At 74.9% G+C, this 16,680-nt stretch carries 11 protein-coding genes; 6 read left to right on the forward strand and 5 right to left on the reverse strand.

Annotation, left to right across the window (positions count from 1 at the left end; translation table 11 throughout):
* Positions 1–46 precede the first annotated feature (46 nt).
* Both ACTEI_RS09585 and ACTEI_RS09590 read left to right on the forward strand, forming a co-directional pair.
* Complete coding sequence (locus ACTEI_RS09585; protein ID WP_164465887.1) at positions 47–5,188, forward strand: diguanylate cyclase; 5,142 nt, start codon at positions 47–49, stop codon at positions 5,186–5,188.
* Between the two features lie 858 nt (positions 5,189–6,046).
* Positions 6,047–6,433, forward strand: coding sequence for a hypothetical protein (locus ACTEI_RS09590; protein ID WP_122977324.1), 387 nt, complete (start codon positions 6,047–6,049; stop codon positions 6,431–6,433).
* Positions 6,434–7,169: 736 nt separating this feature from the next.
* Here ACTEI_RS09590 and fahA read toward each other — a convergent pair.
* Genes fahA through ACTEI_RS09605 form a run of 3 tightly spaced genes read right to left on the reverse strand, consistent with a single transcriptional unit; the run spans position 7,170 to position 10,365 of the window.
* Complete coding sequence (gene fahA, locus ACTEI_RS09595) at positions 7,170–8,357, reverse strand: fumarylacetoacetase (protein ID WP_122977325.1); 1,188 nt, start codon at positions 8,355–8,357, stop codon at positions 7,170–7,172.
* A complete protein-coding gene (locus ACTEI_RS09600; protein WP_122982030.1) occupies positions 8,354–9,181 on the reverse strand; it encodes a hypothetical protein in 828 nt (275 codons plus the stop codon). The genes fahA and ACTEI_RS09600 overlap by 4 nt, the downstream gene beginning before the upstream one ends.
* Positions 9,178–10,365: a homogentisate 1,2-dioxygenase gene (locus ACTEI_RS09605; protein WP_122982029.1), complete on the reverse strand. Its 1,188-nt coding sequence runs from the start codon at positions 10,363–10,365 to the stop codon at positions 9,178–9,180. Before ACTEI_RS09605 ends, ACTEI_RS09600 begins: the two co-directional genes overlap by 4 nt.
* 199 nt (positions 10,366–10,564) lie before the next feature.
* Between ACTEI_RS09605 and ACTEI_RS09610 the strand changes: the two genes are divergently transcribed.
* The 3 genes from ACTEI_RS09610 (at position 10,565) to ACTEI_RS09625 (ending at position 13,569) form a co-directional block, all read left to right on the forward strand.
* Positions 10,565–11,155 carry a TetR/AcrR family transcriptional regulator gene (locus ACTEI_RS09610; protein ID WP_122977326.1) on the forward strand — a complete coding sequence of 197 codons (591 nt, stop codon included), beginning with the start codon at positions 10,565–10,567 and terminating at the stop codon, positions 11,153–11,155.
* Positions 11,156–11,210: 55 nt separating this feature from the next.
* Complete coding sequence (locus ACTEI_RS09615) at positions 11,211–12,365, forward strand: AI-2E family transporter (RefSeq protein WP_122977327.1); 1,155 nt, start codon at positions 11,211–11,213, stop codon at positions 12,363–12,365.
* Between the two features lie 568 nt (positions 12,366–12,933).
* Complete coding sequence (locus ACTEI_RS09625; RefSeq protein ID WP_164465888.1) at positions 12,934–13,569, forward strand: SDR family NAD(P)-dependent oxidoreductase; 636 nt, start codon at positions 12,934–12,936, stop codon at positions 13,567–13,569.
* 9 nt (positions 13,570–13,578) lie between these two features.
* On the opposite strand, the gene ACTEI_RS09630 is transcribed toward ACTEI_RS09625, so the two are convergent.
* On the reverse strand, positions 13,579–14,055 hold the full coding sequence (locus ACTEI_RS09630; RefSeq protein WP_122977330.1) for a DUF1707 and DUF4190 domain-containing protein: 477 nt from the start codon (positions 14,053–14,055) through the stop codon (positions 13,579–13,581).
* A gap of 287 nt (positions 14,056–14,342) precedes the next feature.
* On the opposite strand from ACTEI_RS09630, the gene ACTEI_RS09635 reads away from it, so the two are divergent.
* Positions 14,343–15,491 (forward strand): serine hydrolase domain-containing protein, encoded by a 1,149-nt coding sequence (locus ACTEI_RS09635; RefSeq protein WP_122977331.1) that lies wholly within the window; start codon positions 14,343–14,345, stop codon positions 15,489–15,491.
* Positions 15,492–15,525: 34 nt separating this feature from the next.
* On the opposite strand, the gene ACTEI_RS09640 is transcribed toward ACTEI_RS09635, so the two are convergent.
* The gene (locus tag ACTEI_RS09640; protein WP_164465889.1) at positions 15,526–16,374 is read right to left on the reverse strand and encodes an alpha/beta hydrolase; all 849 of its coding nucleotides are present in this window, start codon (positions 16,372–16,374) and stop codon (positions 15,526–15,528) included.
* Positions 16,375–16,680 lie beyond the last annotated feature (306 nt).

Here is a 16,680-nt window from a genome sequence, read left to right on the forward strand (position 1 = left end):
GCGTCAGGTGACGGATACCTCCCAGGTGCGCCCCGATGGGCCCCGCGTGACTGAGCTGACCGGCCTCGAAGTGGTCGACGAGCTCGGCCGCGGTGCCTTCACCATGGTGCACCAGGCCCGGCGCGGCGACCGCGACTACGCGCTGAAGCGCCCGCTCGCCGGGGCCGGTGAATACCCCGGGATCCGGATCGCGTTCCAGCGTGAGGCGGCCCTGCTGGCCTGCATCGACGACCCCGGCGTGGTCGGCGTGCACGCGGTCGGCGAGCTGAACGGGGTGCCCGGCCTGGTGCTCGAGCACCTGTCCGGTGGCCCGCTGGCCGAGCTGCTGGTCTACGGCGTGCTGACCCAGGAGCGGACCGTGGAGGTGGCCGCCCAGCTGGCCCGCGGCCTGGCCGCCGCGCACCGGGTCGGCCTGGTGCACCGGGACATCAAGCCGGACAACATCATGATCGCCAAGGACGGCCGGGCCAAGCTGATCGACTTCGGTCTGGCGCAGCTCGGCCGGGCCGCCGCGTCGAACGGCGACCAGGCGGTCGGCACCTTCCTGTACACCTCGCCGGAGCAGTCCGGCATGCTGCACCGCCCGGTCGACGGCCGCTCCGACCTGTACTCGCTGGGCGTGGTGCTCTACGAGTGCCTGACCGGCCGCCTGCCGTTCGAGGCCGACGACGTCGGCGAGCTGCTGCGCCTGCACCTGGCCGCCCCGGTCCCGGACATCCGCGAGAAGCGCCCGCAGATCGACCCGGGCCTGGCCGCCGTGGTGCACCGCCTGCTCGCCAAGGATCCGGACGACCGCTACCCGGACGCCGCCGCCCTGCTCATCGCGCTGCGGGACTGCCCGGGCGGCGCGGCCGCCGAGGAGCCCGCCGCCGGCCGGTGGCCGATGTGCGGGCGCGACACCGAAGCGGACCGGCTGGCCCGCCGGTGGGAACGGGCCCGTGCCGGGCTGGGCGGCGTCGTGGTGATCCACGGCGCTCCCGGGTCCGGCCGGACCCGGCTGGCCGAACACGCCGCCGGGCTGGCCACCACGGACGGCTGCCCGGTGGTCTGGGGCACCTGCCGCCCCGACGAGCCGGCGCCGCTGGCCGTCGTCCGGGAGGCCCTGCAGTCGCTGCTGGCCCGGGTTCACCGGCTGCCCTCCGAGGCCCGCGCCGACGCCGAACGTCACCTCGCCGAGGCCGCCACCGCGGCCGGAGCCGCCCAGGTCACCAAGCTTTTCGGGGACCTCGGGCTGAACGTGCCCGCCGGCGCGGCCACCGGCTCCGACGAGCACGTCTTCGCGGCCGGCGCGGCGTTCCTCGGCGACCTGGCCCGCCGCGCCGACGGCATGATCCTGGTGATCGACGACGCGCACCTGCTCGACGCCGCCACCCGCCGGCTGCTCGCCGCGCTCGCCCCGGACCTGCCCGGCCTGCCGCTGCTGGTGCTGCTCACCGAGACCGGCGGCGCCACCGGCCTGGACCTGGGCGTGCCCGGCACCCTGGAACTGACCTGCACGCCGCTTCCCCCGGCCGCGGTGGCCGAGGTGATCGCCTCCCGGCTGCCCGGCGCCCGGGTGCCGGCCGAGTTGGCCCGGCACGTCACGGTCCGTACCGACGGCACCCCGCTCGCCGTGGTCAGCTACCTGATGCGGCTGCTCGACGCCGGCCTGCTCGGGCCGCTCTGGGGCACCTGGCGGCTGGACACCGCGGGCGCCGACGCGCTGCCGTCCGCCGCCGGGGTCCGCGATCTGCTCGCCGCCCGGCTGGCCGGGCTGCCCGAGCCGGTCCTCGACCGGCTCGCCACCGCCGCGGTGGCCGGCGTCCGGTTCCGGTCCGAGGCGCTGCCGGTGACCGGCGCGGCGCTGACCGTCGAGGCGCTCGAATCCGGCCTGGAGCGGCACGTGCTGGAGGCGCGGCCGGGCGGCTGGTACGCCTTCGTGCACCCGCAACTGCGCGACAGCCTGCTCGACCGCCTCTCCGCCGACGAACTGTGCCGCCGCCACGCCGCCCTGGCCGCCGCCCTGGAGGACCTCCCGGCGCAGCTGCGCGACGAGGCGCACGCCTACACCGTCGCCCGGCACCACCGGCGCGCCGGCGACGCCGCCCCGGCGGACGCCCGTCGCCGCAGCGCCGCCGCGGCCGGCCGGCAGGCCCTCGCCGACCAGGCGCCCGGCGACGCCGTGGACTACCTCACCGACGCGATCGACGGCGACCCGGCGCCCGGCACCGCGCTGCTGCACCCGCTGGCCCAGGCCTACCTGCGGGCCGGCCGGTTCACCGAGGCCGGCGAGGTGCTGGACCGGGCGCTCGCGGCCGAACCGGACCGGCTGGCCCGGGCCCGCCTGCTGATCACCTGGATCGAGCTCAACCACACCACCTGGGACGATGCGCGCGCCCTCGAAGCGGCCGGGAGCGCGCTGGCCGAGCTGCGCCGCCCGCTGCCGGCCAACGGGCTGCTGCTGGTGCTCTCGACACTGGCGTACGCGTTCGCCGGCGGGGTGATCCGGCGTACCCGGATCGGGTTCGGCAAGGCCGAGGGCCGGCGCCGGGAGGACCTCGCCGTGCTGACCGCCGTGCTCGACGCGGGCGGCTACGCCGCCGCTCTGGGCCTGCGCCTGCGGGAGGCCGGCGTGCTGGCGATGCGCGCGCTGTACGCGGTCAACCGGCTCGGTCCCAGCCGCGAGTACGCCCGGGTGTACGCCCTGGTCGGCTACGTGCTGTACATGGTCCGGCTGCGCGGCGCCGGCGCCCGCTGCATGGCCCGCGCCGCCCGGGTCGCCACCGGCCTGGGCGACCCGGCGCTGGCCGCCTACGTCGAGTGGCTGCACGGCTGCTCGCTGCTGTTCGGCGGCTACGACGACGGCGGCGCCTGGGAGAAGACGATCACCCGGAACGCCCGCTGGTACGAGCCGGCCCAGCTGCTGCCCGGCCACGCCTCCCAGGGGCTGCGGCTGCTGCTGCGCGGCTACGCCGCCGAGGCCGAGCGCGAGTACGAGCGCGGCCTGAGCTGCCTCGCCGACCCGGCCCAGGCGATGGGCACCTCGCTCGGGATGCTGGGCGTGATGATCCCGGCCTACCAGGGCCGTACCGGCGAGGCCGCGACCGCGCTGCAACGGCTGCGCGAGGCGTTCCCGTCCGGCGCCGGCACCCGGGTGCAGCGCGCCAACATCATCACCGCGGTCGCCTGCGCGCTGCTCGAACAGGGCGAGGTCGGCGAGCCGTTCGACCGGGTGCTGGCCGAGTTCCACGCGCTCGGGCTGCGACCCGGCGACCTGATGCCGCAGCACAGGTGGCTCTTCGTCTACCGCGCGCACGTCGGGCTGATCCGGTTGCGGTACAGCAGCGACGAGGACCGCCCGGCCCAGCAGGCCGCCGCCGTCGCGGCGATCCGGGAGCTCGGCAAGGTCGGCGGCTCGCCGCTGATCAGGTTGGTCTACGCGATGTGCCAGGCGTCGCTGGCCCAGCTCATCGGGGACCAGGAGCGCAGCATCAAGCTGGCCGACGACGTGGAGCGGGTGGCCCGTGCCCTGGACGCCCCGCTCGCGCAGTACGAGCTGCTGCGCATCCGGGCCCGTGCGCTGCGCGCGCTCGGGCAGAACCACGAGGCGGAGCGGCAGGCCCGGGCCGCGCTGAACCTGGCCGCCTTCTACGGCTGGGAGCAGCGCCGGCGGCAGACCCGCACCGAGTTCGGCGTGGACGAGGGGGCCAGCACGCACCGGCGTACGGCCGCCGGCACCCGCGCCGGCGCGGGCACCGGGCGCAACCGGCGTCTGGAGGCGTTGCAGCAGGTCAGCACGGCCGCCGCCACGGTGCTGGAGCCGCAGCAGCTGGCCCGGGTGGCGCTGGACGAGACGCTGCGCATCCTGGGCGCCGAACGGGCGCTGTTCTTCCTGCTCGACGAGGCGGGCGAGCCGGTCCGCTTCGCCGGCCGGGACGCCTCGGGCGACCTGACCGACACCATCTCGTACGGCGCCACGCTGGTGCGCCGGGTCGCCGAGACGGGTGAGCCGGTCGTGGTCACCGGGACCGACCAGGGCGCCGCGCTCGGCTCGCGCAGCGCGGTGGTGCACGGGCTGCGCAGCATCCTGGTCGCCCCGGTGCAGTTCAAGGGCCGCCTGATCGGCGTGGTGTACCTGGACAGCCGGCTGGCCCGGGGCATCTTCACCGACGACGACGTGGCGGTGCTCACCGCGGTCAGCAGCCACGTCGCCGTCTCGCTGGAGACCGCCCGGGCCGCCCAGCTGCACCTGGCCGTGCAGGCCGCGCAGCAGCAGCAGGCGCTGGCCGAGATGCTGCGCGCGAGTCTGGCCGAGCTGACCGGCATCCTGGAGCCGGACCGGCTGCTGCGCCGGCTCAGCGGCACCCTGCAGACGTCGCTGGGCGCCGCGTCGAGCTGCCTGGTCAGCCCGGACGGGGAGGTGCTGGAGCCGTCCGAGGTGGCCGGCGCGCGGCTCACCCCGGAGGAGGCCGCCCTGCTCAGCGGCCTGACCGAGCCGGCCCTGCTGGACCCGGCCGGCACCGGCGGGCTGCGCGAGCGGCTGCTCACCGGCGAGCCTGCGGCCCTGGCGGTGCCGCTGGCCGGCCGGGACGGGGCGGCCGGGATGGTGCTGCTCGGCGGCGGCGCGCTGGACGACACCAGCCGGCAGGTGGCGGCGGCGCTGGCCACCCAGGGGATGACCGCCTACGACAACGCGCGCCTGTTCACCCGGGTGCAGGAGCTGGCCACCACCGACGAGCTGACCGGGCAGCACAACCGGCGGCACTTCTACGCCGTGGCCGGCGCGCTGGTGCACGCCGCGGCCCGGAACGGGCGCCCGCTCGCGGCCGCCATGCTGGACATCGACAAATTCAAGAGCGTCAATGACACATACGGCCACGGGGTGGGCGACGAGGTGATCCGCACCGTGGCCCGGCGGATCCGTGCCGTGCTCCGGCACTCCGACGTGCTCGGCCGCTACGGCGGCGAGGAGTTCGCGATCGTGCTGCCGGACCACGACGGCGAGGCGATGGAACTGGCCGAACGGGTCCGCGCGGCGGTGAGCGGCGAGCCGGTGCCCACCCAAGCCGGACCGCTGCCGGTCACCATCAGCATCGGCCTGACCCGGCTCGGCCGGGGCGACGCCACGCTGGACGACCTGCTGGCCCGGGCGGACCACGCGCTCTACCGGGCCAAGGAGGCGGGCCGCAACCGGGTGATGGCCGAGTGACGCTGCCGCGGTCCGGCTGACCCTGCGGGATCCGGCGTTCCCGGTCCTGTCTGCCCGGCGCGTCGCGGGGCTCGCGCGGCGGGCTGTGGTGCCGCGCGGCGCTGCGGCTCTCGCGCGGCGCTGCGGCTCTCGCGCCGTGTGCTGCGGTTTCCGCGCGGTCCGTTGCGACCGCTTCCGCGCGTTGTGTCGCGGGTCGCGCGTCGCGCGTCGCGTTGCGGTTCGGGCGCGGCGCTGCGGCCCTCGTGCGGCGCGGGGCTTCTCGCGCGGCGCTGCGGCCCTCGTGTGGTGCTGGGGTTCTCGTGCGGCGCGGGGGTTCGTGCGGCGCTGCGGCCCTCGTGTGGTGCTGGGGTTCTCGTGCGGCGCGGGGGTTCGTGCGGCGCTGCGGCCCTCGTGTGGTGCTGGGGTTCTCGTGCGGCGCGGGGGTTCGTGCGGCGCTGCGGCCCTCGTGCGGCGATGGGGTTCTCGTGCGGCGCGCGCGGTCCGTGCGGTGGCTGACCCCGGTGGGTGCTCGATCGGGCCCGGCCCCGGGTGCCGCGGGCCTGGGGCCGGTGGTCGCGGTGTCCGCTGTGACCGGCGCGATCGCGCGGTCCGTGGCGGGCCCGCCCGGGCGGCGACGGCCCGCTGGCCGCGCGGGGCTTGTTTCGCCGAACGGAACGGAATCCCGTACCGGAATCGTTTCAATTCCAAGATTTCCAGAACTTAACAGATTGTTCTCCACCGGGTACGAAATTCACCCATGGTCGCGGTGTAGGTTCGATTTCGGGTTGATTCGCGCCGGTCGGATGAAGAACCATCCGCCCGGCCCCTCTTCCGGCGCCGCGGGAGATCCCCGCCGTGATTGGAGAAAAGGACTCTGAAATGCGTATCATGCTGCTCGCCGGTATCCTTCCGGCGGTGCTGGCCCCCGCCGCCGCCCAGGCCGCGCCGTGCCCCACGACCGCGATGCTCGGCACCTACGATTTCGGTCGTGCCGGTGTCATCGGCGCCGCCGGCCAGGCAGCCGGTGTCTGGTCCGCCGCGACGGTCCGCTCCGGCTTCGCCGGTGACGACCTGATCGTCACCTACACCCCGCGCCACACCCCGTCCGCTACCGAGCGGATGGTCTACACCGCGCTGTTCAACGAGGTCGACGACCCGCGAGCGGAGTGCCATCAGGTCGGCGCTGACGGTGTGGCCAGGCACGTCTGGGTGTCCTACCGGTGCCGCACCGGCATCGCTCCGAACTACACGCTCCTGGTCCGCTGACCCGCCCGGCGCCGCGCAGGTGAGCCGGCGGGCAGCGCGAGTGGCTGCTCACCCGGCCGTCGCGGTGCGCGGGCGAGTCGCAGCCGGACGGCTCCGGCGCCGGCGCGGACCGGCGATCGGCGACCGGCGGACTCTCCGTGGGCCGATGTGCGCCGCAGGCTTTCGGCTGATCGGAAGCCGTCAGCTGGTCGAGGCTGCCGATCCACCGGAAACCGCCGGCGTCGAGGCTGCCGGCCTACCGGAAACCGCCGGCGTCGAGGCTGCCGGCCTACCGGAAACCGCCGGCGTCGTCCTGCCGGCCTAGCGGAAACCGTCGGCTCATCGAGGGTCGCCGGTCAGCCGGGAGTTGTTTGACCTTCCTGGGGGGAAGCCCGGTTTCCGCCGTCGCGTCGCGGCGGCGGAAACCGGGCGAAAAAAGCTCCCCGGCTCTTGATTATTGACTCCGCGACGCCGCGTCGAAAAATGCGAACGGATGCGGTCACCGCCTTCCCGGAAAATGGAACCGGCCGAAACGAGGGTGCGCTTTCAAGGCCACTTCCCGAACCGGCCGCAACCGAGCCGGGCGGCGCGAAGACCGCGCCGACGGGCCGCTCATGCAGCCGGTCGTGGTGGCGGCCCACTTATGCAGCCGGTCGTGGTGGCGGCCCACTTGCGCAGCCGGTCGTGGTGGCGGCCCACTTGCGCAGCCGGTCGTGGTGGCGGCCCGCTCACGCAGCCGGCGGTGGCGGCCACCCCCTCACGAAGCCTGGACCCGCCCGACCACCTCGCCGAAGCCGATCCTCGACCCGTCCGCGCCGGGCGCCGTCGCGGTGATCGTCACCTCGTCGCCGTCCTCCAGGAACGAGCGCGTCGTACCGTCCGGCAGCGTCAGTGGCTCCTGGCCGTTCCAGGACAGCTCGATCAGCGATCCGCGCTGCTCCCGCTCCGGCCCGCTGACCGTCCCCGACGCGTAGAGGTCCCCGGTCCGCAGCGACGCGCCGTTGACCGTCATGTGCGCCAGTTGCTGGGCCGCCGTCCAGTACATCCGCGCGAACGGCGGCCGGCTCACCACGGCGCCGTTGAGCCGCACCTCCAGGGTGAGGTCCAGCCCCCACGGCTGGTCGCCGTCCGCGAGGTAGTCCAGCAGCGGCTCGTCGCGGGCCGGCGGCTCGACCCGGGCCGCCGACAGCGCCGCCAGCGGCACCACCCACGGTGACACCGAGGTCAGGAACGACTTGCCGAGGAACGGGCCGAGCGGAACGTACTCCCAGGCCTGCAGGTCCCGCGCCGACCAGTCGTTGACCAGGCAGACCCCGAAGACGTACGACGGGAAGTCGCGCGCCGGCACCGGCGTGCCCAGCCTCGACGGCACCCCGACGACGAACCCGACCTCGGCCTCGATGTCCAGCCGCAGCGACGGCCCGAACACCGGCGCCGGGTCGGGGGGCGCCTTGCGCTGCCCGTGGGGTCGCCGCACGGGTGTGCCGGACAGCCGCACCGTGCCGGCCCGCCCGTGGTAGCCGATCGGCAGGTGCTTCCAGTTCGGGGTGAGCGGCGGCGACCCGGGCCGGAACATCCGCCCCAGGTTCTCCGCGTGGTCCGCCGAGCTGTAGAAGTCGACGTAGTCGGCGACCTCGATCGGCAGGCGCATGGTCACCGCATCCCGCGGCAGCAGGTGCGGCTCGACTCGCTCCCGGTGGGCCGGATCGGTCAGCCACGTGGTGATCATCGAGCGCAGCGCGGCCCACGCGTCCGGGCCCTGCGCCATGAACGCGTTCAGCGAGCCCGTCGCGTGCACCGGGTCACCGGTCAGTCCGGCGAGGTCGAGGACGTGGTCGCCGATCGCCACCCCGGTGCGCGGCCGGCCGCCGGCCGGGCAGAACACGCCGTAGGGCAGGTTGGCCGGCCCGAAGCCGGTGTCAGCGGGCAGATCGAGCCAGGTCATGCGTGGATCTTCTCCGAGAGCAGGCCGAGTTGGACGAGGTCGTGCACCGGCTCGGCGACGTCGCACGTGCCGAACGAGGTGAACACCGACCGGGCGCGGGCGGCCCGCGCCGGCGACCAGGCGCGCAGCTCCGCCGCGATCCGCGCGCCGCCGGTGCGCCGCAGGTGCGCCTCGGCGTCGGCCGGGTCGTCGGCGGCGAGCAGCACGTTGAGGAAACCGTGATGCTCGAAACCGGTTACCGGGTCGATGTGCCGGATGGCGTTGTGGAGTCCGGCGGTGCACTTGAACGCGATGCCCCGCGCGGCGCACGCGCGGATCGTCGCGGCCAGCTCGCCGGGAGCGGGAAAGAGGTCGGCGCGTGGGCCGCCGGTGCGCAGCTTCGCCCGGCAGCCGGTGCCGGCGAGCACGTCGAGCACCTCGGCACGCCCCGCCGTACGCGGAATCTCCACCGCCGTCGGCAGGCCCGGCGGCAGTTCGGCGGCCATCACCCGGACCGCCGCCCGCGCCTGCGCGGCGTCGACCGCGACCGGCGCCTCCACCGCGGCCAGCCGCAGTCCCGGGTGGCGGGCGATCGCGGCGGCCGCCGCCGGCAGGTCGCCGGGCGCGGCGATCAGCGCGACGGGAAGCGGCGGCCGGTCCTGGTCGAGGTGCGCGCCGACCTCGGCCAGCCGCGCCGCGGGCAGCACGAACGGGCCGACCAGCGGGCTGTCCCGGCGCTGGTGCGCGGGCACCGCGGCGGCCATCGGCGCGTTCCCGGGCGGGAACAGTGCCGCGTCGTCGAAGAGCCGGGCGAACAGCGCGCCGGAGGCCGCCCCGGCGCTCATGCGGACGGGCCGCGGCCGGACCACGACCAGGCGTAGCGCCCGTCGTCGGCGGCCAGGCCCGCCTCGCCGAGGTCGAGCGGCCGGAACGTGTCCACCATGACCGCCGTCTCGTCGAAGAACTCCACGCCCAGCGAGCGTTCCACCGCGCCCGGCTGCGGGCCGTGCGAATGCCCGCCGGGGTGCAGCGAGATCGAGCCCTTGCCGATCCCGGAGCCCTTGCGCGCCTCGTAGTCGCCGTCCACGTAGAACATCACCTCGTCCGAGTCGACGTTCGAGTGGTAGTAGGGGACCGGCACGGCCAGCGGGTGGTAGTCCACCTTGCGGGGCACGAAGTTGCAGATCACGAAGTTCTGTCCGGCGAAGACCTGGTGCACCGGCGGCGGCTGGTGCACCCGGCCGGTGATCGGCTCGAAGTCGGCGATGTTGAACGCGTACGGGTACAGGCACCCGTCCCAGCCGACCACGTCGAACGGATGCTCGGGCACCACGTGCACGGTGCCGCCGCCGCGGTGCTTGACGTAGATCTCGACGTCGGCGCCCTCGGCCAGCAGCGGCTCGACCGGTCCGCGCAGGTCACGTTCGCAGTACGGCGAATGCTCCAGGAACTGGCCGTAGCGGCTCAGGTAGCGGGCCGGCGGGGCGATGTGCGAGCTGGCCTCGATCACGTACGTGCGCAGCGGCTCCGGCCCGGACGGCATCCACCGGTGCGTGGTGGTCCGCGGGATGATCACGTAGTCGCCCCGGCCGACGGTGAGCGCGCCGAACACGGTCTCCACCGTGGCGCTGCCCCGCTCGACGTAGACGCACTCGTCGCCGATCGCGTTGCGGTAGTACGGCGAGGGCAGGGCGGAGACGGCGTAGGAGATCCGCACGTCGGCGTTGCCCAGGACGAGACGCCGGCCGGTGACCGGGTCGACCGCCTTGTGCTCCTCGCCGGGGAAGAGCTCGTGCAGCCGCAGGTGCCGCGGGACGAGCGGGGCGTTCGGGGTCAGCGTCTGGTCGGGCAGCTGCCACGGGCGCGCGTCGACGATCGCCGACGGGATGCCGCGGTGGTAGAGCAGCGACGAGTCGGAGGAGAAACCCTCCTCACCGACCAGCTCCTCGGCGTAGAGCCCGCCGTCGGGGCGGCGGTGCTGGGTGTGCCGCTTCGGCGGGATGCTGCCCACCTGCCGGTAGAACGTCACGCGTAGGACCTCCCGGGTGCCGGCGGACCACTCCGGCGGGTCGCGCCGCAATGGTCCAGGACCGCGCAGTCGTCACGCGGGGTGGCCGCGACGACTCCGTGTGCTACGGAATTTACGAGGGCGTAACAGAACGCACAAGTGGACTGGGTGATTCGCCTCTCCCGTTCTGCCGGTAGCCTTTCGCCGGAGAGGGGGGAACGTGCCGAAGATCGTCGATCACGACCAGCGCCGTTCCGAGATCGTCGAGGCGTTCCTCACCGTCGTGGCCCGGGCCGGGCTCGCCGCCGCGACCAGCCGCGCCATCGCGGCCGAACTGGGCATCGGCACCGGCGCGCTGTGGCACTACTTCGACGGGTTCGACGAGGTGGCCGCCGGGGCGTACCGGCGGATCACCGAGCGCACCAACGACCGGATCGCGGTCGCCACCGCCGGGCTGCGCGGCCTCGACGCGGTCTACGCGATGCTGCGCGAGATCCTGCCGCTGACCAAGGAGACCCTGGACGAGGCGCACGTGGTGGTCGGCTTCTGGGGGCGGCTGGCCGCCAACGCCACGATCGAGGAGAAGCAGACCGACCTGGGCGAATACTGGGGTGGCCTGCTCCGCCGGCATTTCGCCGAGGCGGTCGCGGACGGCGAGCTGGACCCGTCGATCCCGGTCGCCGACGTGCTCGACGTGCTGTTCGCGATCTGCATCGGCCAGCAGGTCAACGCGGTGATGGCGTCGCCGATGGTCGATCCCGGACGGCAGCTGGCGATGATCGACCACTGCCTGCGCCCCTGGCGCCGCTGAGCCCGGACGTCCCTCGGCCCGGTGAGCGGGCGGCGGTATCCGTAAGGTGATCGACATGGGGCCCAAGCTGAGCACCGCGAAGACCCGCACGGCGATGCGTGACGCCGCCCGGGTCTCCGCACAGACCCTGTTGATCCTGCTGCTCACCTACGTGGTGCTGCGGCTGCTCGGAATGGCCTGGTCGGTGATCTGGCCGCTGGTCGTGGCCCTGCTGCTGACCACGCTCACCTGGCCCCCGGCACGGTTCCTGCGCCGGCACGGCTGGCCGCCCGCGCTGGCCGCCTCGCTGGTCACCGTGCTGTTCCTGAGCCTGGTCGCGGGCATCGTCGTGCTGATCGCGGCGCCGGTCGCGGGGGAGTCCGGCAAGCTCGCCGACGGGGTGGCGGCCGGCATCCAGCAGGTGCGTGACTGGGCGTCCGGCCCGCCGCTGAACATCGGCGACGACCAGGTGAGCAGCGCCCTGGACCAGGGGATGAACAAGCTGCAGCACAGCGTGGGCAGCATCGCCTCGGCCACCCTCAGCGGGGTGAGCACCGTGATCAACGGCCTGGTCACCACGATCCTCGCGCTGTTCCTGATGTTCTTCTTCCTCAAGGACGGCCCGCGGTTCCTGCCGTGGCTGGCGCGCCAGCTCCCGGGCCGGCTCAGCGCCGACGTGCCGGAGATCGCCGACCGGGCCTGGAGCACGCTCGGGTCGTTCGTCCGCTCGCAGGCGTTCGTCGGGCTGCTCGACGCGATCTTCATCGGGGTCGGCCTGTGGATCACCGGGGTCCCGCTGGTGCTGCCGCTGGCCGTGCTGACGTTCGTCACCGCGTTCGTCCCGATCGTCGGCGCGGTCTTCGCCGGCCTGGTCGCGGTGCTGATCGCGCTGGTGTTCACCGGCTGGGTGAAGGCGTTGATCGTGCTCGGCATCATCCTGCTGGTGCAGCAGTTGGAGGGCAACGTCTTCCAGCCGATGATCCAGAGCCGGGGCCTGGGCCTGCACGCCGGCGTGGTGCTGCTCGCGGTCACCCTCGGCGGCAACCTGGCCGGCATCGTCGGCAGCCTGCTCGCCGTCCCGGTCGCCGGCCTCATCGCGGTGGTCTGGAACTACCTGCGGGAACAGCTCAGCGAGCCGGTCGCCGACCCGGCCGGGGAGAAGCCACCCGCCGAGACGCCCGCCACCGCAGCGGCCGCGACGGCGAGCCGGCCGCGGCCCACCTCGACCTGACCGGCCCGGGACACCACCTTCCCGGCGGGCCGGAGCCACATCGGACGGCGTACGGCCGGAAGAACCCCGGCGGGCGGTCCGCGGCGACGTGACGATCACCGCGGAACCCGTCCCGGTTCACCCTCGACCTCGGCGGTGGGGCGGCCTACGGACCGGTGGCCCGAGCGCCGCGATCCGACTCCATCCGGGACGTCTTCCACGCCAACGTGTACGACGGTGGCGCGTTGCGCCGTTGCCTTACCTCACCGCGCCGCAGTAGCGTGATCGCCGTCACCATCGGGCCGGATGGATGGCAGCTTCGCTCGGACCGTGGCCGGACCCGCGCGCCGGCGCCCCGGACGCCGGTGCCGTCCGGCCCGTACGGGTGGGCCCGGCCGACCCGCCGGGCGGGGGCGGAAGCCGGGCCGACGGCCTCTGCTGGGGCGTCCGCCCGGGCGGCATGGTGATGCGGGGCGGCGTCGACCCGGCCGCGGGCGCCGCCACCGGCCGAGTCCGACCCCCCGGCCGGACGCGACCGCCCGGCGTGCCGGCCCGGCGGCGGCAAGCGGAGCGGCAGTGGGAGCGCGGCATGAGAGTGGCGGGCAAGACCCTCGTGGTGACCGGCGCGGGTGACGGGATCGGCCGCGCGGTGGTCCTGGAGGCGGTGCGGCGCGGCGCCCGGGTGGCCGCCGTCGGCCCGGACGCGGCCGCGGTGCGCGAGACCGCGCGCCAGGCGGTGGCGCCGCTGCTGGTCTCCGCGCACGAGGTGGACGTGACCGACCACGCCGCGGCCGAGACGCTGCCGGCCACGGTGGCCGAGCGCTGGGGCGCGGTGGACGGGCTGATCCACTGTGCCGGGGCGGTGCAGCGGTTCAGCCCGGACGATGAGGCCCTGCGCGTCTCCCGGGGCTTCCTGCGGCTGCTGCGCACCCGGCCGGAGGCGCACCTGGTGACCGTTCCCGGCCCGGGCGGCGCGTCCCGGGCGGTGGTCAAGGTGCTGGCCGACGGGCTGCGCGCGGCGTGCGCCGGCACGAACATCCGGATCACCGTCGTCGCCGGCCAGATCGCCGCGGGTTCCGCGCCGGCCGCCGTGGGGCAGGCGGCGTACCGGGCGGCGCGCGACATCCTGGACGCGGTGGAGCGCAACGCCTCCCGGGTGACGATCGGCCCGGACGCCGGGCTGATCGACCGGCTCAGGTGGCACCCGCGGACCCGGCCGGCCTGATCCCGGCCGTCAGATGTCGATGGTGAACAGCAGGCCGGCCACCAGGAGCGGGATGAGGACGCCGGCGGCGCCGCAGGCCACCCCGGTGATCGCCATTCCGCGGCCGTGGGGCACCTGGTCGGCGGGGCCCTTCAGGGCCTGGACGCCGAGCACGATCCCGGCGATCCCGCTGATGACACCCAGCCCGAAGCCCCCGCACGGGACCAGCGGCAGGCCCAGCAGACCGAAGATCATCGCGAGCAGGGGGAGCCGGCTGCCGGCCGGCGCGGGCGGGTAGGCCGCCTTCACCGGATGTGCCGGGCCGGGCGCCGGCAGGTCGTGCACCACGGCGGACAGCTCGCCCCAGGTACGGGCCGCGTACGCCTGCCGGGACCGCTCGCTGAACTCGTCGATCGTCAGCCGGCCCTCCGCGGTCGCCGTGCTGAGCCGCGCGACGATCGTCTCCCGATCGGCGTCGGACACCCGGACGTGCGGCGAGCGATACATGGCCCCAGGTTACCGGCGGCGTACCGGTCGGCGCGTCCACCAGCAGGGTGGCCCCGGAGTCCCGCGCCGCGTGCGCCGAACGCCGGCCCGAGACGGAACCGGGGTACGCGGGGAAGCGCCGCGGGGTGATCGATCACGGTCACCGGTGGCTGTCCGCGACCGCACCGGGGCGCCGCCGGGCCCTAGGGGGCCGGGATCGGGGGAGGGTCCGGGGCGGACCCGGATGACCCCCGCGTGCCGGACCGGAAAGGTGGACATCGATCTTGTGACCACGGTGGAGGTGCCGGATGAATCGTCGTTCACTGCTCGGTGGAGCCCTGGCGGGCGGGCTGCTCGCGGCCACCGGAGGGGCGCCGGCGTACGCCGGGACGACCGGGGCCGGGCAGCTGCCGGGGCTCGACCCGGACGCCCTGGACGCGGCCATCGACCCGCTCGGCGACGAGGTCAGCGGTGCCCTGGTCCGGGTGGAGGGAGCGGCCGGCCGGTGGCACGGGCGGGCCGGGGTGGCCGAGCTCGGCACCGCGCGACCGGTGCCGTGGAACGGCCGGTTCCGGATCGGCAGCATGACCAAGACGTTCACCGCCACGGCGGTCCTGCAGCTGGCGGCGGCCGGCCTGGTCGACGTGGACGCGCCGCTGCGGCGGTACCTTCCGGACCTGCTGCCGGAGGGCTATCCGGGGACGGTGCGGCAGGCCCTCGACCACACCCACGGCCTGCGCGGCGCACAGATCCCGAGCAAGGACCCGGAGTGGTTCTTCCAGCACCGGTACGACACCTTCGCCCCGGGCTCGCAGGTGCGCTGGACCGACACCCCGCTGTTCACGCCGGGCGAGCGGCAGCAGTACAGCAACGCCGGGTACATCGTGGCGGGTCTGGTGATCGAGCGGGTCACCGGCCGCCCGTACGCGGACGCCGTCCGGCGCGGCATCCTGCGCCCGCTCGGGCTGCACGCGACCTCGCTGCCGGGCGCCCGCTTCGACATCCCCGGCCCGCACGCGCACGGCTACCAGCGGGTCACCGACGGCGGCCGGGTGCGCTACGTGGACGTCACCCGGCTCAACCCCACCCTGCAGTGGGCCGCCGCCGAGATGATCTCCACGACCGGCGACCTGGACGACTTCCTGGTCGCCCTGTTCGGTGGCCGCCTGCTGCCGCGACGCCAGCTGGACGTGATGCTGACCGTCCCGCAGGCGCCGACGTGGGCGCCCGGGGAGAAGGCGGACGGCACCGACGCGACGTACAGCGCCGGCCTGACCCGGTTCCGGTTCGGCGGGCTGGAGGTGTGGGGCAAGTCCGGGGATCGGCCGGGCTACAACAACGGCATGGGCGCGACGCTCGACCTGCGGCGGCGCCTGACGTACTCGGTGAACACCCTGAACATGGGCGGCGAACAGCCGGCCGTGGCGAACCGGATCATCATGGCCGCGCTGACCTGACCGGCCCGCCTCCGCAACCGGGCCGGCCGTCGGGTCAGGACAGGGTCTTGACCAGGTGTTCCAGCGATTCGGTGACCGGGGCGGTCAGGTCCGCCCCGGTCAGGCGGTGGCCCGCCCCCGGGATGATCCGCACGGTGACCGGCGCGCCCAGCGCGGCCAGCCGGTCGTGCAGCTCCCGGCTCTGCGCGGCCGGCACCACCCGGTCGAGCGCGCCGTGGACCAGCAGCATCGGCGGCGCCTCGGCCGACACGTAGGTGACCGGGCTGGCCGCGGCCGCCTCGCCGGACAGGTCCGGCACGACCCCGCCGAGCAGCAACCCCTCCGGGCCGCCGCGGTCGAGCCCGTATGGGTGGCTCTGCGCGGCCATGCTGAGCAGGTTGCTCGGGCCGTACCAGACCACCGCCGATTGCACGGCGTCCGAGACACGCGGGATACCGAAGTGGCCGGTCAGCACCGGATCCGGATCGTCGCCGGTGAGCGCGACCAGCGAGGCCAGATGCCCACCCGCCGACTCACCCCAGACCCCGAACCGGGCGGCGTCCAGGCCCAGCTCGCCGGCGTGCCCGCGCAGCCACCGCACCGCCGCCTTGACGTCGTGCAACGGGGCCGGGAAACGGGCCTCGCCGCTGAGGCGGTAGGTCACCCGCGCGACGGCGAACCCGTCGCCCAGCAGCCGCTCGGTGATCCGCCCGGCGGCCGGCGGTGCCGGCTCGCCGCGGTGGTCGCCGGCCCGCCACGCGTCGCCGTGGATCCAGATGACCAGCGGAACCGGCGGCTCGACGGCCAGTGGCCGGAACAGGTCGAGCGCCAGCGGCCGGAAACCGGGGATCTCCGCGACCACGGTGTCGCACCAGCGCAGCCGGTCACCCTCGACGAGGGGCACCGGCGGGCGGTAACGCCGCGGATCGGTCAGGTCGGATGGGCCCGTGGGCCGGTCGCTGGTCACGTTCACCTCGTACCAGAAAGGCCGCCGACGGCGCGGAGAGAAAGCCGGCGGCGTACCGGAAAGATGCTGCTACCTGGCCTTTTGCCGGGAAGCGCGGGCCTCCGGCGCCGCGGACGCCCGCCGGAGCCCGTGCCCCGGACCGTCCGGAGCCCGTGCCCCGGACCGTCCGGAGCCCGTGCCCCGGACCGTCCGGGGCGCCGCCCACGCCGGGGCCAGCGGGCAGGACGGCGAGCCCGTGCCCCG

It is taken from the genome of Actinoplanes teichomyceticus ATCC 31121 (assembly GCF_003711105.1).
Classification (GTDB): Bacteria; Actinomycetota; Actinomycetes; order Mycobacteriales; family Micromonosporaceae; genus Actinoplanes; species Actinoplanes teichomyceticus.